This is a genomic window from Phreatobacter cathodiphilus, assembly GCF_003008515.1.
Taxonomy (GTDB): domain Bacteria; phylum Pseudomonadota; class Alphaproteobacteria; order Rhizobiales; family Phreatobacteraceae; genus Phreatobacter; species Phreatobacter cathodiphilus.
The window spans coordinates 640,150-665,930 of the sequence record NZ_CP027668.1 but is presented as its reverse complement, the minus strand read 5'-3'; the positions used below and the strand labels follow the sequence as shown (position 1 = coordinate 665,930).

Sequence of the window (25,781 nt, the reverse complement as noted above, 5' to 3'; positions counted from 1 at the left end):
CATCAACACGTCCCTCTTTATCCCTGTTATCACAACAGAGGTCCAGCCCTAGCTTGTGAAGGCGCAGCGGTCGCTGCTCCGGCCGGATGATCCGTTCCGGATGCACGGCCCTCCTTCGACAGGGAAGAGACCCATGACCATCCAACTTCCACCGATCATCGCCACCTATTTCGACGCCGACAGGAGCGGCAGTGCCGAGCGGGTCGCCCATTGCTTCACGGCAACGGCCGTCGTCACGGACGAGGGTCGGACCCATGCCGGCCGCGACGCCATCCGGCAGTGGAAGGACGAGGCTTCGCGGGCCTACACCTACACCGCCAGTCCGCGTTCCATCGCGAGCGCCGGCGACCTGGTGGTGGTGACGAGCCACGTTGCCGGCGACTTTCCCGGCAGCCCCGTCGACCTGAACTATGTCTTCCGCCTCGAGGGCGACGCCATCGCCGCGCTGGAGATCAAGCCATGACGCCGTTCCTCACCCTGACGGGCAAGCGGGCGCTGATCACGTCCGGCACCCGCGGCGCCGGCGCCGCAACGGTCGCCCTGTTCCGCGAACTCGGTGCCGAGGTCCTGACGAGCGCCCGCACCTCTCCTCCCGGTCATGAGGCGGGCCCGCTCTTCGTCGCCGCCGACCTCACGACGGCGGAGGGCTGTGACGCGCTTGCGGCCGCGGTGCGACAGCGCCTGGGAGGCGTCGACGTCATCGTCCACATGCTGGGCGGATCGTCGGCGCCCGCCGGCGGCTTCGGCGCCCTCTCCGACGCGACATGGCACCGGGAGCTGGACCTGAACCTCTTTCCGGCAGTGCGCCTCGACCGGGCGCTGGTGCCGAACATGGTCGCCCGCGGCAGCGGAACCGTCATCCACGTCACGTCCATCCAGAGGGATCTGCCGCTGCCGGAGGCGACGACCGCCTATGCCGCGGCGAAGGCGGCTCTGTCCACCTACAGCAAGAGCCTGTCCAAGGAGGTCTCACCCCACGGCATCCGGGTCGTGCGGGTCTCACCGGGCTGGATCGAGACTGAGGCCGCCGTGCAATTGGCCGAGCGCCTGGGCGCGGAAAGCGGCGGCGGCATCGAGGAGGGCAGGAGACGCATCATGGCCTCGCTCGGCGGCATTCCGATCGGCCGACCATCGACACCCCTGGAGGTGGCGAGCCTGATCGCCTTCCTCGCCTCCGACAGGGCCGGCAGCATCACCGGCTCGGAATTCGTCATCGATGGCGGGACCGTGCCCACGGTCTGAGGGCCGTGCAGGGGTCCGCAAGGATCGCGCCGGGGGACGTCGAGCACCAGCGGGGGGAGCGTCGGCCGCCATGCGTGACTCACCGGCGCGGGCGAGCGGCCGGCAGCCCCTCTCGCGCGGGATGTTCCTGTCCGGCCCTAGAGGACCATGCTGCGGCGCCAGGCCGCCGGCGGCAGGCCGACCACGTCGCGGAACACGCGGGTGAAGTGGGCCTGGTCGGCGAAGCCGGTGGTCACGGCGATCTCGTTGAGCGGGATGCGGGCGTCGCAGAGGAGCTTCTGGGCACGGCGGACGCGGGCCTGCATGTGCCAGCGATGGGGCGGCACGCCGGTCGCCTCCTTGAAGGCCCGGCTGAAATAGGACTGCGACAGGCCGGTGATGCCGGCGAGCTGCTGCAGCCGGATGGGTTCGACGCAATGGTCCTCGATGAAGGCGGTGACCTTGTGCAACTGCCAGGCGGGCAGCGAGGGGCGGCGCGACGCCACCGCCTCCTCGTCCTCACGCAGGAGTTCGCCCAGCATGGCGAGCGCCACGCCGTCGCCGAACAGGCCGTGGCCGCCCTGGCCCGCGCATTCCTCGGCGAGGAGCCGGGCGAGGGCCAACATGCGGCGGTCGTCGAAGACCAGCCGGGCCCCCGCGAGGCGCGACGGCGGCAGGGGTCGCTCGAAGCGGGATTCCAGGGCCGCGAGATCGAAATGGACGTCGAGGTGGCGGAGCTGGGTCGCGGCCGGCACCTGCAGCCACAACGGCACACCGGCGGGGATGAAGCTGGCGTGCTGAGCCGCCCGGAGGGCGACGTCCGGCCCCTCCGGCCGCAGCCGTGCGTTGATCTCGCGGCTGGTCTTGTCGAGCACGACGAACAGACGGTGGTGGCGCGAGAGATAGACGCCCTCGGCCCCGGTCTCGGCCCGTGCATGCCAGAGATCGGCCACCACGCCGTCCCAGGACCGCCATTTCAGGTCGCCGATGGCGGAAATGCCGCGGATGTCGGCTTTCATATCGGGTTTGAAGACCATGACGGCTCCGTCGGGACCAGGACCTCATGCGTGCGGCTGCAGGGGCGGCAGAGGGAAACAAAAACATTCAACCCCGGACATGATCATGCAATACGCGGGTCGTGCAAGCGCCTATGCACCCTAATGGCCATTGTCGGCAAGATTAGAACCCTTCTTATGTAGGTTCGAATTGTAGTTTGGAGGCACCGATGGCGGGCATCGGGACGTTCACTAGAACATTTCTTATTTTATTCTCGGCAACATTGCCCATATCCGTGGCCAAAGCACAGACGCAACCAGTATCGGCCCAAGGCGCCACAGCATTGGGCGAGGTCGTCATCGAGCGCGAGGGCAACGAGGATCCGCTGGGGCCGGTGCGGGGCGTCGTGGCCAACCGCAGCGCCACCGCCACCAAGACCAACACGCCGATCCTGGAGACGCCGCAGGCGATCGGCGTCGTCGGCGCCGAGCAGATGCGCCTTCAGCAGCCGACGACCGTGACCGAGGCCACGCGCTATTCGGCTGGCGTGCGCAGCGAGACCTTCGGCGCCGATGCGCGCAACGACTGGTTCCTGATCCGCGGCTTCCCGCAGCAGACGACGGGCTATTTCCTCGACGGACTGCAGCTCTACTCGACCTCCTTCGCCACCTGGAAGCTCGACCCCTGGAGCCTGGAGCGTATCGAGATCCTGCGCGGCCCGGCCTCGACCCTCTATGGCGGCGGCGACCCCGGCGGCATCATCAACGCCATCAGCCGGCGACCACCCTCCACCTTCGGCGGCCGTGCCGAGACCGGCATCGACAGTTTCGGCAACGCCTATGGCGCGCTGGACGTCGGCGGCCCCGTCGACGCCTCGGGCAAGTGGCTCTACCGGCTCTCCATGATCGGCCGGCTCGGCGGCACGCAGACGGACTACACCGAGAACGACCGGTTCCACATCGCGCCCGCCTTGACCTGGCAGCCCTCGCCGGACACCAGCCTGACCATCCTCGCCTCCTACACGCGCGACCTGACGCGCGGGCAGAACTTCCTGCCCTATGTGGGCACCGTGGTCTCGGCGCCCTGGGGTCGCATCCCCACCAGCCTGTTCACCGGCAATCCCGGCTACGACCATTTCCGCCGCGAGCAGGCCATGCTCGGCTATGCCCTGAGCCATCGGGTGAACGACACGCTGACGATCCGGCAGAACGGCCGCATGGCCTATCTGTCGGTCGACTACCAGACCGTCTACGGCGGCGGCTATGCCACCACCGCCGCCGCGGCCGATCTGCTGCGCTACAATTTCGTCACGTCGCCGACCGCCTATCAGTTCAACCTCGACACCCAAGCCGAGTGGCGCTTCAGCACCGGCGCGCTCAGCCACACGCTGCTCACCGGCATCGACCTCAAGCGCTATCAGATCAACGACGACCAGGGCTTCGCCTTCGGCACCAACCTCAACCTGCTGAACCCGGTCTATACGCCGGTGACGCCCGTCACCTCGCGCTACATCCTCGGCACGGTGGTGCAGTCGCAGGCCGGCTTCTACGTTCAGGACCAGATCCGCCTCGGCGGTTTCAACCTCGTCCTCGGCGGTCGCTACGACAGCGTCAGCACCAGCCTGACCAACCGCCTGAACCCCGCCGCCGACACCAGCGACACCACGGGCCGGTTCACCGGCCGCGCGGCGCTCATGTACACGACCGCCTTCGGCCTCGCGCCCTATGTCTCCTATGCGACCTCGTTCAACCCGCAGGTCGGCACGAACGGCCTGACCGGCCAGTTGCTGCAACCCGAAACCGGCCGCGGCCTCGAGGCCGGCGTCAAGTTCCGGCCCACCGGCTGGAACGTCACGTTCGGCGCGGCGGTGTTCGACATCCGACGGGAGAACGTCTCCACCACCATCTACACGCCGGCCTTCGCCACCTCGCAGATCGGCGCGATCCGGTCGCGCGGCGTGGAGCTGGAGGCCAATGCCGATCTCGGCTCGGGGTGGAAGGTGATCGCCGCCTATACCCATGCCGATCCCCGCGTGGTGAGCGACCTCGACACCACGCTCATCGGCCATACCCCGGCCGGCATTCCGCGCCAGTTCGCCTCGCTCTGGGCGCACTACACGGTGCAGGACGGCGCCCTGGCCGGGCTCGGCTTGTCCGCCGGCGTCCGCTATGTGGGGGAATCCTTCGCCGACGGCGCCAACACCCTGCCCGTGCCGGCCTATGCGGTGGTGGATGCGGGGCTGAAATACGAGTACCGGAACTGGACCATGCGCATGACGGTCACCAACCTCTTCGACAAGACCTATGTCGCCAGTTGCTCCTCCGCGTCGGCCTGTTTCTACGGCGACCGGCGGCGGGCGACGGTCAGCATCGGCTATCGCTGGTGAGCGAGGGCGGCGACAGCTCCGAGGGCGCAGGAGGCGGCTTCGTCCTGGACGGAGCCTGCCTGTCCGCCGAGGGACGCCGCATCGTCGGACCGATCTCCCTGAGCCTGACGCGCGGCCGCGTCTACGGGCTGATCGGCCACAACGGCTCGGGCAAGTCCAGCCTGATGCGGATGCTGGCGCGACAGGCGGAGCCGGACGAGGGCGCCATTTCCTTCGACGGCCAGCCCCTCGTCGCGCTGGGCGGTCGCGCCTTCGCCCGCAAGGTGGCCTATCTCCCCCAGATCCTGTCGACCGGCGCCGGCCTGACGGTGCGCGAACTGGCGGGCTTCGGCCGCTATCCCTGGCACGGCCCGCTCGGCAGGCCCTCGGCAACCGACGCCGCCCTGGTGGACGAAGCGGTCGCGCTGACCGGGCTCGGCGCCCATGCGGACCGGCCGGCGGACAGCCTGTCGGGCGGCGAGCGCCAGAGGGCCTGGCTCGCCATGCTGCTGGCCCAACGCGCCGAGTTCATGCTGCTGGACGAACCCACGGCGGCCCTCGACGTCGCCCAGCAGATCGACATCCTCGGGCTGATCCGCGGGCTGTCGCGCATCAGAGCTTGCGGCGTCCTCATCATCATCCACGACATCAACATGGCCGCCCGCTTCGCCGACGAGATCATCGCGCTCCGCGGCGGACGGGTGGCGGCCGCCGGCCCGCCCGAGGCGATCATGACGGAGGCGACCCTGGAGGCGATCTACGGGGTTCCGATGCACGTGTTACGGCACCCCGGCGCCGGCTGGCCCGTGGGGCTGCCGCATTGACCCTGGCGGATCCCCGGAGGCGCCGGCTCCTCGCCGGCCTGGCGGCGGTCGCCTGGTCGGGCGCGGCACCGCCGGCCCTCGGTGCCGCCGCACGCGTCGTCGCCATCGACTGGGGCCTGGCGGCGACGCTGGTCTCGATCGGCGTCACGCCGGTCGGCGTCGCGGAGATCCCGCTCTACCGGACCTGGGTGGCGGAGCCGGCCCTGCCGGCCGCCGTCGCGGATATCGGCCTGCGGACGGCGCCCAATCTCGAGCGGCTGGCGGCCCTCAGGCCCGACCTCATCGTCATGGGGCAGCAGACGGAGAATGCGCGGGCCCTGATGGCCCCCATCGCCCCCGCCCTGGTGCTCGACATCTATTCCGGGCGACGGACGCCCCTCGCCGCGGCACGGGAGGCGGCCCTAAGCCTCGGCGTGGCCACGGGCCGCGAGACCGAGGCACGCGCCTTCATCACCGCCTTCGAACGGACCGCCGATACGGTGCGGGCGCGCCTCGCCGGCATCGACCGCCCCCTCCTGCCGATCGCCTTCCTGGATGCCCGACACGTCCGGGTCTATGGCCGGGGCAGCCTGCTGGCGGACGTGCTGGCTCGGCTCGGCCTGCGCTCCGCCTATGAGGGCGCGACCAATCCCTGGGGCTTCGCGGTTCTCGGCCTCGCGGAACTCGCCAGCCATTCCGACGCTCTGGCCGTCGTCATCGGCCCCACCCCGCCGGGGGTCGAGGCGACGTTGGCGCGGCCCGGCCTGTGGCGGGCCCTGCCCTTCGTGCGCGAGGGCCGGGTGCGGAGCATCGGGCCGGTGTGGGCTTTCGGCGACCTGTCGGCAGCCGCGCGCTTCGCGCAGGCGCTGCCGCCCGTGCTGGCGGGCAGCGCCCCATGACTGCCGGCCCGCAGACCGCCGGAGCCCCGCTCCGAAGGGCGGGACCGCTGGCCTGGTGCCTCGGCCTGGCCGGGCTCGCCCTCGCCCTCTTCCTCCTGCGGGCGGGCGAGGCCGTGCCGCCGGCGCGCTGGCTCTCCGCCGGGCTCGGCCGCGACGGCGACGTCGGGGGGCTGGTCCTCCACTACAGCCTCCTGCCCCGGCTGGCGGTCGCCTTCCTCTGCGGTGCCGCTCTGGCGACGGCGGGCCTCTTGTTCCAGGAGGCGCTGGGCAATCCGCTCGCCGCGCCGACGACGCTCGGTGTCTCGGCCGGCGCCCAGCTCGCCGTCACCCTGGCAGTCATCGGCCTGCCCGGCCTCGCGGGCTTTTCGCGCGAAGCGGTGGCGCTCGCCGGTGCCGCGGCGCTGACGGCGGCGGTCTTTGCGGTCACGTGGCGGCGCGGCTTCGCCTCGCTGCCGGTCATCCTCGCCGGACTGGTGCTGAATCTCGCCTGCTGGGCGGTGGCGACCACCTTGAAGCTGGTCAACCACGAATATGTCGGGACGCTGTTCCTATGGGGCTCGGGATCGCTGGAGCAGCAGGACTGGTCCGTCGTCTCGTTCCTCCTGCCGCGCATCGCGGTGCTGCTGGCACTCGCCGCGCTGGTGGTCCGCCCGCTGGCGCTGCTGGCGCTCGGCGAGGACAATGCCCGCAGCCTCGGCGTTCCGGTCGGCCGGTTCCGCATCCTCGTCCTCGGCCTCGGCGTCATGCTGACGGCGACGGTCACGGCGGCGGTCGGCATGATCGGCTTCCTCGAACTCGCCGCGCCGCAGATCGCGCGCATGGCGGGCGCGCGGCGGCTGTCGCAGCGCCTGTGGGCGACGCCCGTCATCGGTGGCGCTCTCCTGGTGATCGTGGACATCGCCGTCCAGGCGAGCGGCAACCTGCCGACGGGGGCGGCCACCGCGCTCCTCGGCACACCGATCCTGCTGTGGCTGCTGCCGCGCATCCGCCTGGGAGTGGCGGCCCCGACCCGGGACGGCCCGGCCGCCGGCTCCGCGACTGCGGGCCGCACCCCGCCCGGGCGGATGATCGCGGTGCTGGCGGTCTCCTGCATGGCCGCGGCGCTCGCCGCGACGCTGATCGGCCGCACGGCGGACGGCGGCCTCGCCCTCGCCTGGGGCACCGACCTCGCGGCGCTGGCGCCCTGGCGCCTGCCGCGGGTCGTGGCGGCGCTCACCGCCGGCGCCATGCTGGCGGCGGCCGGCGTACTGCTCCAGCGCCTCACCGGCAATCCCCTCGCCGGCCCGGAAATGCTCGGCATCGGCTCAGGCGTCGCGGCGGGACTCGTCGCGGCGCTGACCATCAGCCTCGTGCCCGGGCCGCTCCTCCTGCTGTCGGCCTCCACCGCCGGGGCCTTCGGCGTGGCGATGGTGCTCTTCTGGCTCGGCCGGCGCTCGCAATTCGCCCCCGAGCCGCTGGTGCTGACTGGACTGGCGCTGAGCGCCCTGCTCGACGCCGTGGTCGTCGCCTTCCTGGTGACCGGCGATTTCCGCGCCTCCAAGCTGCTCCTCTGGACCTCGGGGGCGACCTATTACGCCGACGGGCGAGCGGTCGCCGCCCTCCTGGCCGCGGCGGCACTGGGATTGCCCGCCGCCCTTGCGCTCGCCCGGTGGCTCGACCTCCTCGGTCTCGGACCGGTCGCCGCCGCCGGCCTCGGCCTCGACGTGCGGCGCGCGCGCCTCGCCATTCTCGCGGTGGCGGCGGGTCTCGCGGCGGCGGCGATGATGGCGGTCGGCCCGCTGAGCTTCGTCGGCCTGATGGCGCCCCACATGGCGCGCCTCGCCGGCTTCACCCGTGCGGCGTCCCAGATCGCGGCGGCGGTGGTGACCGGCGCCACGTTGATGGTGCTGGCGGACTGCGGCGGGCGGCTTGTGCTGTTCCCCTACGAACTGCCCGCCGGGCTGGTGGCCGCCCTGATCGGCCTCCCCTATGTCCTCGTGGCCCTGGCGCGCCGCCGTTGACGTTCGCCCTCCCGCGGAGGGCAGGACCGTGAGCAAGGTTCAGCCGCGACGTCATGGCACACGGGCGGTGGTTCGGCACGCAAGGCCGGAGCACGCGTTGTGGCGGCTGACGCGATGACCTGACGACACGGATCGCAAGATTCCAGACCGGCCGGCCGCCCGTTTCCCAATTTTCAGCCGCGCCGAGCGCCGCCTTCCCTTTCGAAAATACCTATTCTCTTTGTCATTTACGTCTGCTCCATCACCTGTTTCAGCACAGGCCTCCGCGCCTATTCGGGCGACAGGGCCGCAACATCGGCCTTTACAGGGAGACGACCCGCTCACATCCTGCTGGTCTTCCCGTAGATGAGGCAGAACCATGGCCCGTTCGCTGTCCCGCCGCCGTTTTCTCGCAACCTCCGCAGCCGTCGTCGCCGCGCCGTCCCTGTCGCTGTCCCAGGGCGCCAACGTGCTGAAATTCGTACCGCAGACGGATGTCGCCGTGCTCGACCCGGTCTGGACCACGACCTATCCGACGCGCGACCACGGCTACATGGTCTTCGACACGCTGTTCGGCATGGACGGCCAGTACCGCATGCAGCCCCAGATGCTGGCCGGCGCGCTGACGGAGAACGACGGCAAGGTCTGGGTGCTCACCCTGCGCGACGGGCTGAAGTTCCACGACGGTTCGCCGGTGCTGGCGCGCGACTGCGTCGCCTCGATCAAGCGCTGGGGCGCCCGCGACGCCTTCGGCCAGGTCCTGATGGCCGCGACGGACGAGCTCGTCGCCGCCGACGACAAGACCATCCGCTTCCGCCTGAAACACGCCTTCCCGCTGCTGCCGGACGCGCTGGGCAAGGCCTCGCCCAACATGTGCGCCATCATGCCGGAACGGCTGGCCGCCACGTCGCCGACGGAACGGGTCAACGAGATGGTGGGCTCCGGACCCTATCGCTTCCTTGCGGGAGAGCGGGTGCCCGGGGCGCTGATCGCCTACCAGAAATTCGACGGATACGTGCCGCGCTCCGGCGGGACGCCGGACTGGACGGCGGGACCCAAGGTCGCCCATTTCGAGCGCGTCGAGTGGCGGATCATGCCGGACCCCAACACGGCGATGGGGGCCCTCCGGGCGGGCGAGATCGACTGGTGGTACTCACCCGACGCCGACCTCCTGCCGGCGCTGAAAGCGATGCGCGGGGTGTCGACGCGCGTCATCGACCCCACGGGCTGGATCTCGACCATGCGGCTGAACCACCTCGTGCCGCCCTTCGACAATCCGGCCATCCGCCGGGCCGTGCTGTCAGCCGTCAGCCAGTCGGACTTCATGGAGGCCCAGACCAGCGACCGGGACCTCTGGAAGGACGGCGTCGGCATCTTCTGCCCGGGCACGCCGATGGCGACCGATGCCGGCATGAGCGCCATCACCGGCCCGCGCGATCTGGAAAAGGCGAAGGCCGCCATCCTCGCCGCCGGCTACAAGGGCGAGAAGGTGGTGGTGCTCGGGGCGGCGGAGATCGCCAGTTCCAAGGCTCTCTCCGACGTCGGCGCCGACCTCCTGAAGAAGCTCGGCTTCAACGTCGACTACCAGCTCTCCGACTGGGGCACGGTTGTGCAGCGCCGCGCCAAGACGGAGCCGGTCGAGCAGGGCGGTTGGAACGTCTTCCACACCTTCTGGAGCGGCACTGACCAGTTCACCCCGGCGGGCCACGCCTTCCTGCGCTCGCACGGCCGCAACGCCGCCCCCGGCTGGCCGACCATTCCCGCCATGGAACAGATGCGCGACGACTGGTTCCGGGCACCGACCCCCGAGGCGCAGGTGGCGCTGGCGCGGCGGATGCAGGAGCTCGCCTTCCAGGAGGTGCCCTACATCCCGCTCGGGCAGCGCTTCTTCCCGACCGCCTTCCGCAGCAACCTGACCGGCATTCTCAACGGCAACCCGGTTTTCTGGAACGTCAGGCGGGCGTGAGCCCGCCGCGGCCGGATCTGCTCGCCGCCGGGAACCATTCTGCCGCTCGCGCGTTCAGGGCGCGGCGAGGGGCAGTCCGCCTCGGCACAGACCGCGCGGGGACCAGCCTTCGGGCCCCTGCGTGAGAGGGGCAAGCAGCGTTGGACACTCCCAAATTCCTGGCCGGCGGCGGCCTGATGGGCGAGCGCATCCGCAGCTTCGACTGGTCCGCCCATCCTCTGGGAGCTCCCGCCGCCTGGCCGGCGAGCCTGAGGTCGGCGGTGGCGATCTGCCTGAACTCGGCCTTTCCCACGGCGGTCTACTGGGGGCGGGATCTGCTCCTGATCTACAACGACGCCTGGGCCCCGATCCCGGGCGAGCGCCACCCCTGGGCGCTCGGCAGGACGGGTGCCGAGGTCTGGTCGGACATCTGGCCGGTGGTCGGGCCGCAATTTGCGCGGGTCCTCTCCACCGGCGAGGGCTTCTCGGTCTTCGACCAGATGCTGCCGATGCAGCGGCTCGGGCGGGTCCACGAGACCTACTGGAACTACAGCTTCACCCCCATCCTCGACGAGGACGGGCAGGTGGTCGGCATCCTCAACCAGGGCAACGAGACCACCGACCGCGTGCTCGGCCTGCGCCGCCAGGAGTTCAAGCTCAAGCTGGAGGCCGCGCTGCGCCAGGAGAGCGACGGCCGCGCCATCATGCTGGCCGCGGCCGGGGCGCTCGGGCGGCATCTCGGCGCCAACCGGGTGGGCTATGGCGAGGTGCTGCTGGACGACGCAACCGTATCCCTCGACGTCTGCTGGGCGGACGGGGTCGCGCCGATCTCGGGCCGTTTCCCCCTGGACAGCTTCGGCGCAGAGGACATCGCCCGCCAGCGCCGCGGCCTCACCCAGAGCTGCGACGACGTGCTCGCAGATCCCGGCCAGGACGCAGCGGTCTGGACGGCCCTCGACACCCGCGCCTATGCCTCGGTGCCGCTCATCCGCCACGGCCGCTTCTCCGCCTCGCTCTATGTCAACTTCCGCGAGCCTCACGCCTGGACCAGCGAGGAGATCCAGCTCATCGAGGAAACGGGAGCCCGGACCTGGGAGGCGGTCGAGCGCGCCCGGGCCGAAGACGACCTGCGGGAGAGCGAGGCGCGGTTCAGGAACATCGCGGACAGTTCGCCGGTGATGATGTGGGTGACGGATGCCTCGGGCTACTGCACCTATCTCAACAGGCTCTGGTACGACTTCACCGGGCAGACGCAGGAGGAGGCGGAAGGCTTCGGCTGGCTTTCCGCGACCCACCCGGACGACAGGGCGATGGCCGAGGAGATCTTCCGCGAGGCCAATGCCGCCCACAAGCCGTTCCGGCTCGAATATCGCCTTCGCCGGGTCGACGGCGCCTATCGCTGGGCCATCGACGCGGCGGCTCCGCGATTTTCGCCGTCGGGAGAGTTCCTCGGCTATGTCGGCTCGGTCATCGACATCGACGAGCGGCGCAACGTCGAGGAGGCCCTGCGCCAGAGCGGGGAGCTACTGCGCCAGAGCGAGGACCGGCTTCGCACGCTCACCAACGTGATCCCCTCCTTCGTCTGGTTCGCCACGGTCGACGGCGACCTCCACTACCTCAACGAGCGCTGGTACGAGTTTACCGGCCAGAGCCCGGCGGAGGCCTTGCCCAACGGCTGGGCGGCTGCCCTTCACCCGGAGGACGCGGACCGCACCGCGAGGGCCTGGGCCCAGGCGCGCGAGAGGGCCGAACCCTACCGGATCGAAATGCGTTACCGGCGGCACGACGGCGCCTATCGCTGGTACGTGGCGCAGGCCGAACCGCTCCGGGACGAAACCGGCGCCGTGACCGCCTGGTTCGGCACCTCGACCGACATCCACGAACAGCGCGAGGCGAAGGAGCGGCTGGAGCTGGCGCTCGATTCCGGCGCCATCCAGGGCACCTGGGTGTGGGACGTGCCGGGCGACCGCGTCACCGCCGACGAGCGTTTTGCGCGGACCTTCGGCATCGACATCGACGAGGCGCGGACCGGCTTTCCCCTCACCAAGGCGGTTGCCGCCATCCATCCCGACGACCAGGCTGCGGTGCGCGACGCGATCCAGGGGGCGCTGGACACGGGCGGCAGCTACCGATGCGAATACCGCGTGCGGAACAGCGACGGCGTCTACCGCTGGGTGGAGGCGAGCGGCAAGGTGGAACTGTCGGCGGACGGCGGTCCCCTGCGTTTTCCCGGCGTGGCGGTGGACGTGGAGGCCCGGCGAGCGCTGGAGGCCGACCGGGATCGCGCGACATCGCTCCTCCAAGCCTTCTTCGACACGTTTCCGGGGGCCGCCTATGCCAAGGACCTCGAAGGCCGCATCCTGCTCGGCAACCGCGGCTTCGCCGAAGCCACAGGCCTGCCGCCGGAGGCCTTCCTCGGCAAGACCGCCCTCGCGTTCATGGCCGATGCGGATCAGGCCGGCGCCATCATGGCCAACGACCGGGAGGTCATGACGACGGGTGTCGCCCGGCAGGTCGAGGAGGACGTCGTCCAGCCAGACGGGACCTTGCTGCAGTGGCTGTCGATCAAGACGCCGCTGCGGGCGGCCGACGGCTCGGTCGCTGGACTTGTGGGGGTCTCCCTCGACATGACGGAGCGGCGGCAGGCCGACGACCGCGCCCGCCTGCTCGCCCGCGAAGTGGATCACCGCGCCAAGAACCTGCTGAGCGTCGTGCAGTCGGTGGTGCAGCTGACCAAGAGTGCCGACGTCGCCGCGTTCAAGGCGGCGGTGAGCGGGCGCATCCACGCCCTCGCGCGCGCCCACAGCCTCCTCGCCGAGAGCCGGTGGCAAGGCGTCAATCTCGACACGCTGGTGCGCGAGGAACTGGCGCCCTTCGCCCGCCCCGGCGCAGACCGCATCCATATCGAGGGGCCGTCCCTCCGGCTGCGCCCGGCGGCCTCCCAGGCCCTCGCTCTCGCCCTGCATGAACTCGCCACAAACGCCACCAAATACGGTGCGCTGTCCCTCGAACAGGGCAGCCTCGACGTCTCCTGGCGCTATGCGGGGGCGCCGTCCTCGCGGACCCTCGAACTGACCTGGCGGGAGCGCGGCGGCCCCCCCGTCCAACCACCGGGGCGCAAGGGCTTCGGCTCGACGGTGATCCGGACCTCGGTGGAACGCCAGCTCGGCGGCGAGGTGCGGCTCGACTGGGATCCCGAGGGTCTCTCCTGCCGCATCGACGTGCCGGCGGAAGAGCTCGAGGCCATGGCCCAGCCGGCCATGCCCGAGGTGCCGGAGCTCGCCGGCGCGGTCGAGGCCCCGGCGGTGTCGGGGCGCCGCGTGCTCATCGTCGAGGACGAGGCGCTGATCGCCATGGAACTCGAGCAGACGGTCATCGAGCTGGGCTGCGAGGTGACGGGGCCCGCGGCATCCTGCGAGGCGGCCCTCGCCATCATCGCGCAGGCGCCGCCGGATTTGGCGGTGCTCGACGTCAATCTCGGCCGGGAGACGAGCCGTCCGGTGGCCGAGGCGCTGCAGAGGCTCGGCGTGCCCTTCATCTACTGCACCGGCTATGCCGAGCCGCTGGACGACGGCGCCCCGCAGGCTGCGGCGGTGATCCGCAAGCCGTTCGACGTGAAGTCGCTCGGCGACGCCATCCGCCGCCTGTCGGAGACCCCCGGCTGACGGTGCCGGCGGGGTGCCGTCAGATCCGCTCCAGCCGGGCCGTCTCGACGACGCCCTTCCAGCGCTGGATCTCGGCGGCGACGAAGGCGCGCATACCGTCCGGCGACGTCGCCTGCGGCTTCACGCCGAGGAAGCCGAGCTGCTCCCTGACCTTCTCGACCTGCAGCGCCTTGGCGATGGCGGCGTTGAGCCTCTCGACGACGGCGGGCGGCGTTCCCGCGGGCGCGGCGATACCGATCCAGGACGGCACCTGGAAGCCCGGCAGGGTGGCGGCGACCGGCGGCACCTCGGCAAGGGCCGGCCACGGCTCGGGGCTGGTCACGCCGAGGCCGCGGATCGTGCCGGAGCGGATGGCGGCACCCGTGACGGTAATCGTGTCGACCACCAGGTCGATGCGGCCGGAGATCAGATCCGCCAGCGGCTGCATGCCGCCGCGATAGGGCACGTGGGTGAGCTTGATTCCGGCGGTGCCGGCGAAGAGCTCGCCCGTCAGGTGCTGGGTGGAGCCGAAGCCGACCGAGGAGAAGGTCAGCTTGCCGGGGTCCTTGCGGGCTGCCTCGATGACGTCGCCGATGGTCTTCAGCGGGCTCTCGGCGCGCGCGGCGACGATGAAGGGGAAGGTCGCCACCAGGGAGGCGAAGGCGAAGTCATCCACCGGATTGAAGCGCAGGTTCCGGTAGAGAGCCGCCGAGACCGCATGGCCGCCGGTGAGCAGGATGATCGTATGCCCGTCCGGCTGGGAGCGGGCCACCTGTTCGGAGGCGAGATTGCCGCCCGCGCCCGGCTTCGCTTCGACGACGACCTGCTGGCCGAGCTCCTCGGACAGGGCGTTGGCCATGACCCGCGAGATGGAATCGGCGTTGCCGCCGGCACCGAAACCGTGGACGAGAATGACGGGCCGGCTCGGCCAGGCCTGCGCCCGGGCGAAGCGCGGCACGAAGGCTGACGAGATCATGCCGGCGACGGCAAGGCGGCGTGTGGGCATCGGGGGTTCCTCGGGCTAGCGGTGTGGCTGCGGGCGGCCGGCGGCGACGCCGGGGCGACCCTCAGGCGGGGGCGAACTTGCGGTCGATCGTGTCCCAGCAGTCCGGATAGGCCCCGTCCATCAGGTCGAGGCTGGAGGCATACGCGGTGGGGCTCAGCGGAAAGCGGGTCTCGAACATGAAGGCCATGGTGCCCGAGAGCTTCTCGGGGTGGAGCGGCTTGTTGGAGGCCTTCTCGAAGGCCTCGGCGTCCGGCCCGTGGGCCACCAGGGCGTTGTGCAGGCTCATGCCGCCGGGCACGAAGCCGCCGGGCTTGGCGTCGTAGACGCCGTAGATGAGCCCCATGAACTCGCTCATGACGTTCATGTGGTACCAGGGCGGCCGGAACGAGTTCTCCATCACGATCCAGCGCTCGGGGAAGATGACGAAGTCGACATTGGCGGTGCCTGGCGTGTCGGACGCCGAGGTTAGCACCGTGTAGATCGACGGATCGGGGTGGTCGAAGAGGATCGAGCCGACCGGCGAGAAGCGCCGGAGATCGTATTTCACGGGCGCGAAATTGCCGTGCCAGGCGACGACGTCCAGCGGCGATTGCGGCAGGTCCGTCACGTAGAGCTTGCCGAGGGCCTTCACGAAGAGCCGGCAGGGCGTCTCCTTGTCCTCGTAGGCGGCGACGGGCGTGAGGAAGTCGCGGGGGTTGGCCAGGCAATTGGCACCGATGGGACCGCGCTCCGGCAGCGTCAGATAGGAGCCGTAGTTCTCGCAGACATAGCCGCGGGCCGGGCCGTTGGGCAGATCGACCTTGAACTTCATGCCTTTCGGCACGACGACGATCTCGCCGGGCGTGGCGTCGATGATGCCGCATTCGGTGAAGACGCGGATGGAATTGTCCTGCGGCACGAGCAGCATCTCGCCGTCGCAATTGTAGAAATAGTCGTCGCCCATGGACCTGTTCGCCACATAAACGTGGCTGGCCATGCCCGCCTGCATATAGACGTCGCCGCCGGTGCAGATGGTCCTGAGCCCCGACAGGAAGGTGCAGGGCTCGGAGGGGATGGGCACCGGGTGCCAGCGCATCTGGGCGATCGGCAGATCGCTCTCGTCGCGGCAGGGCGCCGTGCGGATCAGCCCGTGGTCGACCTGGCGGAAGCCGCGGCCGTGCTTCACCGAGGGCCGCATGCGGTAGAACCAGGTGCGCTTGTTGGTGTGGCGCGGCGCGGTGAAGGCCGAGCCCGAGAGCTGTTCGGCGTAGAGGCCCTGCGGCGCCTTCTGCGGCGAGTTGCGCATGATGGGCAGCGCGCCGGCGACCGCCTCGGTGGCGAAGGAATTCTCGAAGCCCGTCATGTAGGCGGTCGAGCCGTCGGAGGGCGACAGCACCGCCTCGCTGGAGGCGACGGTGACATGGGCGTTCATGGCTTCACTCTCCTTGCCGGGGCGTGCCTAGAGGTGGCGGCCGCCGTCGACGACGATGCTGCTGCCGGTCGTCAGGCGCAGATGCGTGACGGCGGCCAGGATGGACAGGGCGACGTCGTCGGGCTCGGCGACGGTGCGCAGGGGGGTGGAGGCGGCCTGTTTCTCGACGGCCTCGCGGCCGCGGCCGGGGACGAAGTCCGTGGCGACCGCGGCGGGGGCGACGGTGATGACGCGCGTCTCGGGCGCGAGCACGCGCGCGAGGGACAGGCTCATCGTGTCCAGCGCCCCCTTGGAGGCGCAATAGGCAATGGAACTGCCGAGGCCGGTCATGCCCGACAGCGAGGAGACGTTCACCACGACGGAATCCCCGCTGGCGCGCAGCAGCGGCGCGAAGGCGCGGACGGTGGCGAAGGGACCGCGGACGTTGGTGATGAGGATGCGGTCGAAGGTGGCGTCGTCCAGCGCATCGAGATCGGCGTGCGGCACCGCGCGGGTGACGCCGGCGGAATTGACGAGGACGTCGACCTTGCCGAACCGCTCGCGCACGATGGCGGCGGCGGCGGCGATGGCGGCGCTGTCCTCCATCGGCAGGCGCAGCGCCAGGTGGCCGCTGCCGGGAAGGCCGGCGGCAAGGGCTTCGGCCCGGTCCCGCCCCGCATTGTAGCCGACGACGACGGTGGCGCCGGCTGCCGCGAGGCGCTTCACCGCCGCGGCACCGATGCCGTTGCTGCCGCCCGTCACGACGGCGACGCGGCCCTGCAGGGCATATTCGCCCTGCCCGCCCTGGCGGAGATTGCTCATCGGTTCGCTCCTGCGGGTCGGGATGGACCATTCGGCCATCCCATGGTTGCGGTCAGGCTAAGGCGGCGGGGGCCGGCCGTCTGTCCCCATCGGCGGTGACAGGCGGGGAGGCGTGAGGGTCCCCGCGCGCGGGGAGGATCGTGCCGCGGCACCGGCCGAAGCCGATCGGGGTGAAGCCCTCGCGCTCGCAGCGCGCGGTGAGTGTCAGTTCGTCGCCGTCTTCGAGGAAGGTGCGCATCTGGCCGTCCGGCAGGGACAGCGGAATGCTGCCGCCACGGGTGATCTCGAGCAGGCTGCCGAGCGCATCCGGCCCGTCGCCGGAAATCGTGCCGGTGCCGTAGAGGTCGCCGGGCTCGAGATTGCAGCCGTTGCTCGTCTGGTGGGCGACCATCTGGGCCGGGGTCCAGTAGAGCCCACGGGAGGAGGCTTGGCCGAGGCGCCGGGGCGGCGTGCCGGCCGCCGCCATCGATGCCGTGCGCAGCCAGGCCGAGGCGCGGATGTCGACGCCGCCCAGGTCCTGGTCGGCGGGATCGAGCAGATAGGGCAGCGGGGCTGGATCGCCGGCGGTCCGTGCCAGGGCCGGGACGCGGAAGGGAGCGAGGGCATCCGCCGTTACGATCCAGGGCGAGATGGTCGTGGCGAAGCTCTTGCCGAGGAACGGCCCCAGTGGCTGATACTCCCAGGCCTGGATGTCGCGGGCCGACCAGTCGTTGAGCAGGCAGAGGCCGAAGATGTGCCGCCAGGCGCCGGCGATGGGAACGGGCTCGCCGATCTCGCTGGCGCCGCCGAGAAAGATCCCGAGTTCCATCTCGTAATCGAGGCGCAGGCTCGGCCCGAAGGACGGAGCCTCCTCGCCGTCGCGCCGCCTCTGGCCGTTCGGGCGGCGGACGGCCGCACCATCGACGCCGATGGTGGAGGCGCGGCCGTTATAGCCGATGGGAACGTGCTTGTAGTTGGGCAGCAGGGGCGACTGCGGCCGAAACAGGCTGCCGGCATTGGTCGCGTGCTGGATCGAGGCGAAGAAGTCGACGAAGCCGCCGGGGCGAACCGGGCGCAGCATCTGCGCCGTCTCGGCGGCGACGAGATGCGGTTCGAGCGCCGGCCGGTCGGGCGAGCCCGCCTCGAGCATCCGGACCAGCGCCCGGCGCAGGGCCGTCCAGAGCCGGGGCTCGCGTGCCATGAGCGGCGCGAGCGAGGGCGAGGCGAGCAGCGTGCGGGCGTCCTCGACCGCGTCGGCGAGGCGGTCCGCGATGCCCGCGAGGTCGAGGATGCGGTCGCCGATGGCGACGCCGATACGGCCGGCGACGTCGCTGCCGACGGGCCGGAAGACGCCGAAGGGCAGGTTCTGGATGGGGAAATCGGTGTCGTCCGCATTGGCGGCGGCAACCCAGCTCCGGCGGCCGCGCGCATGGGTCTCGTCGATCAGGCTCTGGGTCACGAAGCACTCCGGCTGGGGCGGGCGGGACGGCGCCCGCAGCACTCTCGCACGGCCCGGCGGCCGGCACTGTCACAGCGGACGGGGACAGCCCGTCCAGGGCCTGCTCACGACATCAGGCGGCGCATCAACTCGTTCTGCGAGCTGATGCCCAGTCGGGCATACGCCCGTTTGCGATAGGTCAGCACCGTGTTGAGGCCGATGTCGAGGCGCAGCCCGATCCCTTCCGAGGTGACGCCGAGGGCGATGAGCGCGCAGACCTGCCGTTCGCGCACGCTGAGGCCCGGCGCGAGGCTCGCGAGCCGGGCGTTGAACAGCGCCTCCGGGTTCTCGTCGGCGGCCGCCGTCTCCTCGTGGCGCCAGAGCATGGCCAGCAGCATCTCGGCCATGCCGCCGAGGCGCTCGACGTCCTCGGGCCGGAAGTCCTCGCCCCTCGCCCGGTAGAAGTTCAGCCGCATGGTGCGCGCCCCGCGGCTCTCCGCGACGGAGAGGCGGTGGCCGAGGCTGACGGCGGCGTAGCAGTCACGGCGGTAGTCGCCCTTCTCCACGTCGTCCGCGTCGATGTCGACGATGATCCGTCGGCCCTCCGGCCCGCGCAGCAGGCGCGTCACCGGATCGCTCTGCCAGTGGTGGCGGACGTAGCGTTCGGCCACGGTGCGCGCGAGCGGGCGAGGCCCGCCGTTCTCGGCCACGACGGTGCCGATGCGGTCGCCGGGCGCCTCGGCGAAGGCGGTGACATGGTCGGCGCCCACCGCGAGCCGCGACAGGGCGAGGAGGCTCTTGCCGAAGTCCGGCCGGCCGATCCGGGAGATGAGGTCGGCGAGAGATCCATGCGGCACGGCGCCCCGGCCGGCGAACTGCCCGATATCAAGGACATGCATGGCATCCTCCATGGGTCGGCGGGCCGACGGCCGCCCTCCCGAATTTTGCATTCTTGTTTGCATGCAAACTCGCATGCGTGTTAGCTGGCTGTCAATCGAGCCCTGGAGGGAGCCGTGCGCCTCGCCCCGTCGGAACCATCTCAACCCGCAGGCTCCGCCCCGCAGCGGCGGTCGCTGGAAGTCTTCGACCAGCTGCGTCGGGCGATCGTCACCGGCGAGCTGCGCCCGAACGAGCCGCTGATCGAGGCCGACCTCGCCGCCCGCCTGGCGGTGAGCCGCACGCCGGTGAGGGAGAGCATGCAGAGGCTGGCGGCGTCGGGCCTCGTCGTGCCGCGCAAGCGGGGCTGGGCGGTGCGCGAGTTTTCGCTGGAGGACGTCGCCCTCAACGCCGAGGTGCGTGCGGGGCTGGAGGGCTATGCGGCCGGTCTCGCGGCGCAGCGTGCGAGCGCCGAGGACATCGCGCTGCTGGAGACCATCCACCGCGAGCGTCTCGGCCTCGACCCGGAAGACGAAAAGGCGCGGGTGCGCACCAACCGCGCCTTCCACGATGCGGTCATCGCGGCGGCGCGCAATCCCAAGCTCGTCGACGCCATCGACGCGACGGGCCTGTTCTACTTCAACGGCGATGTCGTGCGCATGTCCTCGGCCGACCAGATGGCCGAGGGCAATGCCGACCACGCCCAGATCCTGGCCGCGATCGCGGCGCGCGACGCGGGTGCGGCCGAGGCCCGCATGCGCGCCCATATCGACCGCACCACGCGCATCATCCGCCGACGCTGAGCCGGCGTCGTCTCAGGGCAGGGCGTCCACCAGGGCGGCCGAGCTCGCGACGGCGCCGAAGACACCGCCCTGCATCTTCACCATCTTGATGGCGGCGAGGTGATTGCCGAGGTCGGTGGCGCCGCAGCAATCCTCCAGAAGCAGGCATTCGAAGCCGCGGTCGTTGGCCTCCCGCATGGTGGTGTGGACGCAGACGTCGGTGGTGATGCCGGTGAGGATCAGGTTGCGGATGCCGCGCTGGCGCAGGATCAGCTCCAGGTCCGTGGCGCAGAACGAGCCCTTGCCCGGTTTGTCGATGATGGTCTCGCCGGGCAGCGGCTTCAGCTCGTCGATGATCTCCCAGCCGGGCTCGCCGCGCACCAGGATCTTGCCGCAGGGGCCGGGATCGCCGATGCCGGCACCGATCTGCTGCGACCGCCACCGCTTGTTGGCGGGAAGGTCGGCGAGGTCCGGCCGGTGGCCCTCGCGGGTGTGGATCACCCAGTAGCCCTTGTCGCGCATGGCCGCGAGAACCCGGCGGATCGGCTCGATCGGCGCCCGCGTGAGGGAGATGTCGTAACCCATGGCGTCGACATAGCCCCCCTTCCCGCAGAAGTCGGTCTGCATGTCGATGATGACCAAGGCGGTGTCGGCGGGCGCGAGGGCACCGTCGAACGGCCAGGCATAGGGATCGGAAGCGATGGTCGGCATGGGCGAACCTTTGGTGGAACGGCACTGATGCGGAGGCCTGAGCAAGGCCTGTGCCTCTTGGCACTGGTCTTGCGGTTCCACGGGTGGAACCAGCGCAACAACCTTTGGCTGGCGGGTATCTGCACACTTGTTGTGCATTTATTGAGGCACATCGGAGCTATTGTATGCAATCGGCCCGCATCTCCCGCTACGTCTGGATGGCCGTGGGTCCGCTCGCGCTCTTCCTCGTCTGGTATGCCGTCAACCTGACCGGCCTGGTGACGGGCAGGCTCCTCCCCTCCCCGGTACGCACACTGCAATCGATATGGACTCAGGCCGTCTCGGGCGGCCTTGGGCCCGATTTCATACGGACCCTGTGGCGCACGCTGCAGGCCTTCGGCATCGCCGCAGCCTTCGGCGTACCCATCGGCATCGTCATCGGCGCCAGCGAGAAACTCTACCGCTCCATCGAGTTCCTGATCGACTTCTTCCGCTCGACGCCGGCGACGGCGATGTTCCCCCTGTTCATGATCATCTTCGGGCTCGGCGACTTCTCGAAGATCGCCGTGGCGGCCTTCGCCGCCTGGCTCGTCGTGCTGTTCAACGTCGCCTACGGCGTGATGAACGCGCGGCAGACGCGCATCCTCGCGGCCAAGGTGATGGGCGCCTCGCGCGCCCGCATCTTCAAGGACGTGATGTTCTACGAGTGTCTGCCGCAGACCTTCATCGGTCTGCGCACGGCCGTCTCGCTGGCGCTGGTCGTCATCGTCGTCGCCGAGATGTTCATCGGCTCCGACGACGGCCTCGGCAAACGCATCATCGACAGCCAGATCACCTTCGACCTGCCGCAGCTCTACGGGACGATCCTGGTCAGCGGCATCCTCGGCTACGGCCTCAACCTCATCTTCCTCGGGCTCGAGAAATGGCTGGTCCACTGGTCCGGCCGAGCCTGAAGCCCCGAGCAATCCCCAGGAGTCATCCATGACGAAGAGACGCGAATTCATCCTTGGCCTCGGCGCCGCCGTGGTCGCATCGGGAGCCCCGCAGGCCCCGGCCCTCGCCCAGGCGCGCGACAAGGTCGTCATGTCCTGGCTGCCGATCATGCAGACCATGGCCTTCTACGTGGCGCAGGAGGAGAAGCTGTTCGAGAAGGCCAACATCGAGGTCGAGGCGGCACGCTTCCAGGCGCCGAACCAGATTATCGACAGCCTCGTCTCGGCCCGCGCCGACGTCGGCGCGCCCGGCGCGGCGGCAGGCATCTCGGTGCTCGCCGAGAGCCAGTTCCCCGGCACGTTCAAGGTCTTCGGTCTGCAGGGCGGCGGCGTCGGCGTCAACCGCATCAACGACGGCCTGATCGTCGCCAACGGCTCCTCCATCACCTCCTTCGCCGACCTGAAGGGCAAGACGCTCGGCCACCTGCCGGGCATCCAGTGGCGAACCATCTCGCGCCACATGGTGCGCAAGGCCGGCCTCGACCCGGACAAGGACGTCAGGCTGGTGGAACTCGCGGTCGGGCTCCAGGTCCAGGCGGTGATCGCCGGCTCGGCCGATGCCACGCTGTCGCTCGAGCCGGTCGGCTCGATCGCCGTCGCCCTCGGCGAGGCCAAGCGGGCCATGACCAACCCCGTGGCCGCGGTGATCGCCGATCCCTTCTATTCCGGCTGCTCGCTGCTCACGACCAAGTTCATCAAGGACCGGCCGGCCGTCGCCCGCCGCGTGGTGGAGGTGCTGGACGAGGCGACGCGTCTCGCCGAGACGCAGTACGAGAAGTACCGACCGATCCTGCCGAAGTACACGGCCGTGAGGGCGGACCAGGCGGCCATCGTGGCCCAGCCCTACCTGCGGGCCTGGCGCGACCTCAACGAGACCGACCTCAAGTCCTACCAGGCGCTGGTGGACGTGTTCTCGGCCGAGGGCGCGCTGAAGACGCCGATGAAGGTGCAGGACATCATCCTGAAGCCTTCGGACCTCGCCTGATGACCATGGCGCAGAGGCAGCGGCAGGTGGAGGCGCCGGAGGGCGCCTCCTACCCCGACCTGCGGTGGTTCCCGCCGGGCACGCATATCACCGTCCGCGGGCTCAAGAAGGCCTTCGACGGCAATCCCGTCTATGTCGGCTTCGACATCGACCTGCCGAAGGGCAAGATCGTCTCGGTCTTCGGGCCGAACGGCTGCGGCAAGTCGACCTTCATCAACATGGTCGCCGGCCTGATGCCCATCGACGCCGGGCAGATCCTGTTCGAGGGCAAGACCATCGCCGAGACGCGCATCGGCTACGTCTTCCAGAACTACCGGGAGGCGCTGTTTCCGTGGCTGCGCGCCGTCGACAACATCCACTATCCGCTGCGCCTGATGGGCGTGCCCAAGGCGGAGCGCGACAGGCGGATCGAGGAACTGGTGGCAGGCTTCGACCTGAAGTTCGACCTCAACCGCTATCCCTACCAGATGTCGGGCGGGCAGCAGCAGACCGTCTCGATCATGCGCTCGCTGGTGATCGAACCGGAGGTGCTGTTTCTCGACGAGCCCTTCTCGGCGCTCGACTACGAGATGACGCTGATCATGCGCGACCAGCTCCAGAAGGTGCTGGTGGCGCGCGGCGTCACCACGGTGCTGGTCAGCCACGACCTCGAGGAGGCCGTCTATCTCGCCGACAAGGTGCTCATGCTCACCCGTCGCCCGTCCCGGATCGCCGACTACATGGACGTCGACCTGCCGCGGCCGCGCGATCCCTCCACCCTGACCGATCCACGCTTCATCGATCTGAAGGCGCGCACGCTCGAGGTCTTCCAGAACGCCGTGAGGGCCAGCTGACCATGACCGACGAGGCCGGCAAGGGACCGCCCTATCGCGGCTACCACGACATCGGCGGCCTGCCCGGCGGGCCGGTCGCCTGCGTCGAGCGGCCCTTCGACGACTGGCAGAAGCTGTCGGAGGCGATCCGCGGGGCGCTGGAGCAGAAGAACCGGACGGTCTCGCTCGACGAGATCCGCCGCGTCTTCGAGAGCTTCGGCGAGCACCTCTACGAGACGCTCGGCTTCTACGAGCGGCGGGCCGAGGCGCTGACGATCCTCCTCACCGAGAAGGAGATCGTCACCCGCGAGGAGGTTCTCACGCGGATGGACGCCATCGCCGCCTCACGCGGCCAGCGCGTCGATCACGCGGCCCGGACGGTGGAGGCGCTCTGATGCCGCGCTTCTCACCCGGCGACCGCGTGACGGTGCTCGACCTCGGCAAGCCGGGCCATGTCCGCATCCCCTGGTTCATCCGGCACAGGACTGGCCGGATCGAGCGCTATTGCGGCGCCTATCCCAATCCGGAGGACCTCGCCTTCGGCCGGCCGGGCCTGCCGGCCATCGATCTCTACCGCGTCCACTTCCCGCAGACCGACCTGTGGCCCGACTATGCCGGTGCGGCGAGCGACACGCTGGAAATCGAGGTCTACGACCACTGGCTCGAGCCGGCGGAGCCCCTGACATGACGCCCGAACCCATCGGCTACGCGGCGGATGCCGTCGATCCCTCGCGCCCCGTGGTCGAGGGCCACGAGGGGGCGGACTACTACGCTCTCATGACCGAGGCGCTGCACAAGATCCTGCTGGAGAAGCAGATCCTGGCGCCGGCCGACACCGACCGCGTCATCGCCGCGCTGGAGGCGCCGAACGTCACCTGGGGCGCGCGGATCGTGGCGCAGGCCTGGAGGGACCCGTCCTACAAGGCGCGCCTCCTCGCCGACGGCTCGGCCGCCGCCCGCGAGATGGGCTACACGATCAAAGAAGCGAAGCTCGTAGTGGTCGAGAACACCGCGCGCCTGCACAACGTGATCGTCTGCACGCTCTGCTCCTGCTATCCGCGGTCGCTGCTGGGGCAGCCGCCCTGGTGGTACATCTCGAAGAATTACCGCGCGCGGACGGTCAGGGAGCCGCGCGCCGTGCTGGCGGAATTCGGCGTCGACATCCCTGCCGAGGTGGAGGTCCGCGTTCACGATTCCAACGCCGACATGCGCTACCTCGTCCTGCCGAAGGCGCCGGCCGATGCGGCGGATCGGCCGTTCGAGGAACTCGTCGGCCTCGTGACGCGCAACATGCTCATCGGCACCGCCATCCCGGAACCCTATTCCGGGGCATGAGGGGGGCCTCGGTCCTTGAGATCGGGGGCGGAATGGTCCACCTCTCCCCCGGGTGTCGAGGGCGGCGGGGCCGATGGCGAAGACGCGCATACCGGTCTGGCGGCTGATCCAGAGCGACCTGGAGGCCGAGATCCGTGCCGGCCTGATCGGGCCGGGCGACCAGCTCCCGTCGGAAAACGACCTCGCCGAGCGCTTTTCCGTCAATCGCCACACGGTGCGCATGGCGCTCGCCAACCTCGCCATGCTCGGCCTCGTGCGGGCGCGCCGCGGCCGCGGGGTCTTCGTCGAGGACCGGCCGCCCGAATACCGCATCACCCGCGATTCCAAGTGGAGCGAGATCGAGCGGCAGATGAACGCCGGTCCCTCCGGGCGGGTGGTCGGCACCGAGGAGCGGCTGGCGACGACCGCCATCGCCGGCCATCTCGGCCTCGCCGAGGGCACCCCGCTGGTCATGGTCGAGACGGTGCGCGGCGCCAGCCCCTCGCTCCTCATCTACGGCTACCATCTCTTCGACGGCGCCCGCTTCGCCGGCATCGGCGAGGCCGTGGCGCGGTCGGGCAGCTTCACCCAGGCGCTGGCCGAATACGGCGTCGACGCCTTCTACCGCGCCTCGACCTGGATCGACTGCCGCATGCCGCGGCCGCGCGAGGCGGAGGCGCTCTCCATCCCGCTCGACGCACCCGTGCTGGTGATGATGTATGTCGACAGCGACGGCGAGGGGCGGCCGCTGCTCTACGGCAATGCCGTCATCCCCTCCGGCAGCCTCATCGTCCGCATCGACACGCTCTGACACAGGCTCCGTCATACGCCCGTTAACTTGTC

General features: G+C 70.2%; 23 protein-coding genes. 16 read left to right on the top strand and 7 right to left on the bottom strand.

The genetic code is table 11. From position 1 onward, the window contains the following. Nucleotides 1–133 precede the first annotated feature (133 nt). Together C6569_RS03310 and C6569_RS03305 are read left to right on the top strand one after the other, a co-directional pair. On the top strand, nucleotides 134–463 hold the full coding sequence (locus C6569_RS03310) for a nuclear transport factor 2 family protein (protein ID WP_106747499.1): 330 nt from the start codon (nucleotides 134–136) through the stop codon (nucleotides 461–463). Then, on the top strand, nucleotides 460–1,242 hold the full coding sequence (locus C6569_RS03305; protein ID WP_106747498.1) for an SDR family oxidoreductase: 783 nt from the start codon (nucleotides 460–462) through the stop codon (nucleotides 1,240–1,242). Before C6569_RS03310 ends, C6569_RS03305 begins: the two co-directional genes overlap by 4 nt. Nucleotides 1,243–1,379: 137 nt before the next feature. Here the strand turns inward: C6569_RS03305 and C6569_RS03300 are convergent, their stop codons facing one another. After that, a complete protein-coding gene (locus C6569_RS03300; RefSeq protein ID WP_106747497.1) occupies nucleotides 1,380–2,258 on the bottom strand; it encodes an AraC family transcriptional regulator in 879 nt (292 codons plus the stop codon). Nucleotides 2,259–2,560: 302 nt separating this feature from the next. On the opposite strand from C6569_RS03300, the gene C6569_RS03295 reads away from it, so the two are divergent. The 6 genes from C6569_RS03295 to C6569_RS03270 all read left to right on the top strand — a co-directional run bounded on the left by C6569_RS03295 (nucleotide 2,561) and on the right by C6569_RS03270 (nucleotide 13,873). Further along, nucleotides 2,561–4,603 (top strand): TonB-dependent siderophore receptor, encoded by a 2,043-nt coding sequence (locus tag C6569_RS03295; RefSeq protein WP_181313892.1) that lies wholly within the window; start codon nucleotides 2,561–2,563, stop codon nucleotides 4,601–4,603. Beyond that, nucleotides 4,600–5,406, top strand: coding sequence for an ABC transporter ATP-binding protein (locus C6569_RS03290; protein ID WP_215905785.1), 807 nt, complete (start codon nucleotides 4,600–4,602; stop codon nucleotides 5,404–5,406). The genes C6569_RS03295 and C6569_RS03290 overlap by 4 nt, the downstream gene beginning before the upstream one ends. Next, nucleotides 5,403–6,284, top strand: coding sequence for an ABC transporter substrate-binding protein (locus C6569_RS03285; protein WP_181313891.1), 882 nt, complete (start codon nucleotides 5,403–5,405; stop codon nucleotides 6,282–6,284). The genes C6569_RS03290 and C6569_RS03285 overlap by 4 nt, the downstream gene beginning before the upstream one ends. Beyond that, a complete protein-coding gene (fhuB, locus tag C6569_RS03280) occupies nucleotides 6,281–8,284 on the top strand; it encodes a Fe(3+)-hydroxamate ABC transporter permease FhuB (protein ID WP_106747494.1) in 2,004 nt (667 codons plus the stop codon). The genes C6569_RS03285 and fhuB overlap by 4 nt, the downstream gene beginning before the upstream one ends. Before the next feature lie 358 nt (nucleotides 8,285–8,642). After that, nucleotides 8,643–10,229: an ABC transporter substrate-binding protein gene (locus tag C6569_RS03275; protein WP_106747493.1), complete on the top strand. Its 1,587-nt coding sequence runs from the start codon at nucleotides 8,643–8,645 to the stop codon at nucleotides 10,227–10,229. 140 nt (nucleotides 10,230–10,369) lie between these two features. Then, nucleotides 10,370–13,873, top strand: coding sequence for a PAS domain S-box protein (locus C6569_RS03270; RefSeq protein ID WP_106747492.1), 3,504 nt, complete (start codon nucleotides 10,370–10,372; stop codon nucleotides 13,871–13,873). Nucleotides 13,874–13,892: 19 nt separating this feature from the next. Here the strand turns inward: C6569_RS03270 and C6569_RS03265 are convergent, their stop codons facing one another. The 5 genes from C6569_RS03265 to C6569_RS03245 form a co-directional block, all read right to left on the bottom strand. Further along, nucleotides 13,893–14,858 carry a tripartite tricarboxylate transporter substrate binding protein gene (locus C6569_RS03265; protein ID WP_106747491.1) on the bottom strand — a complete coding sequence of 322 codons (966 nt, stop codon included), beginning with the start codon at nucleotides 14,856–14,858 and terminating at the stop codon, nucleotides 13,893–13,895. A gap of 61 nt (nucleotides 14,859–14,919) precedes the next feature. Further along, on the bottom strand, nucleotides 14,920–16,269 hold the full coding sequence (hmgA, locus tag C6569_RS03260; protein WP_106747490.1) for a homogentisate 1,2-dioxygenase: 1,350 nt from the start codon (nucleotides 16,267–16,269) through the stop codon (nucleotides 14,920–14,922). 27 nt (nucleotides 16,270–16,296) lie between these two features. Further along, entirely contained in the window at nucleotides 16,297–17,070 is a 774-nt protein-coding gene (locus C6569_RS03255) for an SDR family NAD(P)-dependent oxidoreductase (protein WP_106747489.1), read from the bottom strand. Between the two features lie 52 nt (nucleotides 17,071–17,122). Further along, nucleotides 17,123–18,508 (bottom strand): fumarylacetoacetase, encoded by a 1,386-nt coding sequence (gene fahA / locus C6569_RS03250; RefSeq protein WP_215905784.1) that lies wholly within the window; start codon nucleotides 18,506–18,508, stop codon nucleotides 17,123–17,125. A 104-nt stretch (nucleotides 18,509–18,612) separates the two neighbouring features. Then, nucleotides 18,613–19,386 carry a helix-turn-helix transcriptional regulator gene (locus tag C6569_RS03245; protein WP_181313890.1) on the bottom strand — a complete coding sequence of 258 codons (774 nt, stop codon included), beginning with the start codon at nucleotides 19,384–19,386 and terminating at the stop codon, nucleotides 18,613–18,615. A 114-nt stretch (nucleotides 19,387–19,500) separates the two neighbouring features. On the opposite strand from C6569_RS03245, the gene C6569_RS03240 reads away from it, so the two are divergent. After that, nucleotides 19,501–20,166 (top strand): GntR family transcriptional regulator, encoded by a 666-nt coding sequence (locus C6569_RS03240; protein ID WP_106747487.1) that lies wholly within the window; start codon nucleotides 19,501–19,503, stop codon nucleotides 20,164–20,166. Nucleotides 20,167–20,178: 12 nt separating this feature from the next. On the opposite strand, the gene biuH is transcribed toward C6569_RS03240, so the two are convergent. After that, entirely contained in the window at nucleotides 20,179–20,856 is a 678-nt protein-coding gene (gene biuH, locus C6569_RS03235; RefSeq protein ID WP_106747486.1) for a biuret amidohydrolase, read from the bottom strand. A 164-nt stretch (nucleotides 20,857–21,020) separates the two neighbouring features. Here biuH and C6569_RS03230 point away from each other — a divergent pair, with 164 nt between their 5' ends. From C6569_RS03230 to phnF, 7 genes are all read left to right on the top strand, one after another. Further along, complete coding sequence (locus tag C6569_RS03230) at nucleotides 21,021–21,788, top strand: ABC transporter permease (RefSeq protein WP_106747485.1); 768 nt, start codon at nucleotides 21,021–21,023, stop codon at nucleotides 21,786–21,788. Nucleotides 21,789–21,816: 28 nt separating this feature from the next. Further along, complete coding sequence (locus C6569_RS03225; RefSeq protein WP_106747484.1) at nucleotides 21,817–22,812, top strand: ABC transporter substrate-binding protein; 996 nt, start codon at nucleotides 21,817–21,819, stop codon at nucleotides 22,810–22,812. Next, nucleotides 22,812–23,645 carry an ABC transporter ATP-binding protein gene (locus C6569_RS03220; protein WP_215905783.1) on the top strand — a complete coding sequence of 278 codons (834 nt, stop codon included), beginning with the start codon at nucleotides 22,812–22,814 and terminating at the stop codon, nucleotides 23,643–23,645. Before C6569_RS03225 ends, C6569_RS03220 begins: the two co-directional genes overlap by 1 nt. 2 nt (nucleotides 23,646–23,647) lie before the next feature. Next, a complete protein-coding gene (locus tag C6569_RS22465; protein WP_106747483.1) occupies nucleotides 23,648–24,019 on the top strand; it encodes an SH3-like domain-containing protein in 372 nt (123 codons plus the stop codon). After that, on the top strand, nucleotides 24,019–24,312 hold the full coding sequence (locus C6569_RS22460) for an SH3-like domain-containing protein (RefSeq protein WP_106747482.1): 294 nt from the start codon (nucleotides 24,019–24,021) through the stop codon (nucleotides 24,310–24,312). The genes C6569_RS22465 and C6569_RS22460 overlap by 1 nt, the downstream gene beginning before the upstream one ends. Further along, nucleotides 24,309–24,959: a nitrile hydratase subunit alpha gene (locus C6569_RS03205; RefSeq protein WP_106747481.1), complete on the top strand. Its 651-nt coding sequence runs from the start codon at nucleotides 24,309–24,311 to the stop codon at nucleotides 24,957–24,959. Before C6569_RS22460 ends, C6569_RS03205 begins: the two co-directional genes overlap by 4 nt. A 73-nt stretch (nucleotides 24,960–25,032) precedes the next feature. After that, the gene (phnF, locus tag C6569_RS03200; RefSeq protein WP_106747480.1) at nucleotides 25,033–25,749 is read left to right on the top strand and encodes a phosphonate metabolism transcriptional regulator PhnF; all 717 of its coding nucleotides are present in this window, start codon (nucleotides 25,033–25,035) and stop codon (nucleotides 25,747–25,749) included. Nucleotides 25,750–25,781: the final 32 nt, after the last annotated feature.

Excerpts from the sequence above, each read along its gene's own strand:
- C6569_RS03310 (WP_106747499.1), top strand. The coding sequence starts at position 134 with ATGACCATCCAACTTCCACCGATCATCGCCACCTATTTCGACGCCGAC.
- C6569_RS03305 (WP_106747498.1), top strand. The coding sequence starts at position 460 with ATGACGCCGTTCCTCACCCTGACGGGCAAGCGGGCGCTGATCACGTCC.
- C6569_RS03300 (WP_106747497.1), bottom strand. The coding sequence starts at position 2,258 with ATGGTCTTCAAACCCGATATGAAAGCCGACATCCGCGGCATTTCCGCC.
- fhuB (WP_106747494.1), top strand. The coding sequence starts at position 6,281 with ATGACTGCCGGCCCGCAGACCGCCGGAGCCCCGCTCCGAAGGGCGGGA.
- C6569_RS03275 (WP_106747493.1), top strand. The coding sequence starts at position 8,643 with ATGGCCCGTTCGCTGTCCCGCCGCCGTTTTCTCGCAACCTCCGCAGCC.
- C6569_RS03265 (WP_106747491.1), bottom strand. The coding sequence starts at position 14,858 with ATGCCCACACGCCGCCTTGCCGTCGCCGGCATGATCTCGTCAGCCTTC.
- hmgA (WP_106747490.1), bottom strand. The coding sequence starts at position 16,269 with ATGAACGCCCATGTCACCGTCGCCTCCAGCGAGGCGGTGCTGTCGCCC.
- C6569_RS03255 (WP_106747489.1), bottom strand. The coding sequence starts at position 17,070 with ATGAGCAATCTCCGCCAGGGCGGGCAGGGCGAATATGCCCTGCAGGGC.
- C6569_RS03245 (WP_181313890.1), bottom strand. The coding sequence starts at position 19,386 with ATGCATGTCCTTGATATCGGGCAGTTCGCCGGCCGGGGCGCCGTGCCG.
- biuH (WP_106747486.1), bottom strand. The coding sequence starts at position 20,856 with ATGCCGACCATCGCTTCCGATCCCTATGCCTGGCCGTTCGACGGTGCC.
- C6569_RS03230 (WP_106747485.1), top strand. The coding sequence starts at position 21,021 with ATGCAATCGGCCCGCATCTCCCGCTACGTCTGGATGGCCGTGGGTCCG.
- C6569_RS03225 (WP_106747484.1), top strand. The coding sequence starts at position 21,817 with ATGACGAAGAGACGCGAATTCATCCTTGGCCTCGGCGCCGCCGTGGTC.
- C6569_RS03220 (WP_215905783.1), top strand. The coding sequence starts at position 22,812 with ATGACCATGGCGCAGAGGCAGCGGCAGGTGGAGGCGCCGGAGGGCGCC.
- C6569_RS22465 (WP_106747483.1), top strand. The coding sequence starts at position 23,648 with ATGACCGACGAGGCCGGCAAGGGACCGCCCTATCGCGGCTACCACGAC.
- C6569_RS22460 (WP_106747482.1), top strand. The coding sequence starts at position 24,019 with ATGCCGCGCTTCTCACCCGGCGACCGCGTGACGGTGCTCGACCTCGGC.
- C6569_RS03205 (WP_106747481.1), top strand. The coding sequence starts at position 24,309 with ATGACGCCCGAACCCATCGGCTACGCGGCGGATGCCGTCGATCCCTCG.
- phnF (WP_106747480.1), top strand. The coding sequence starts at position 25,033 with ATGGCGAAGACGCGCATACCGGTCTGGCGGCTGATCCAGAGCGACCTG.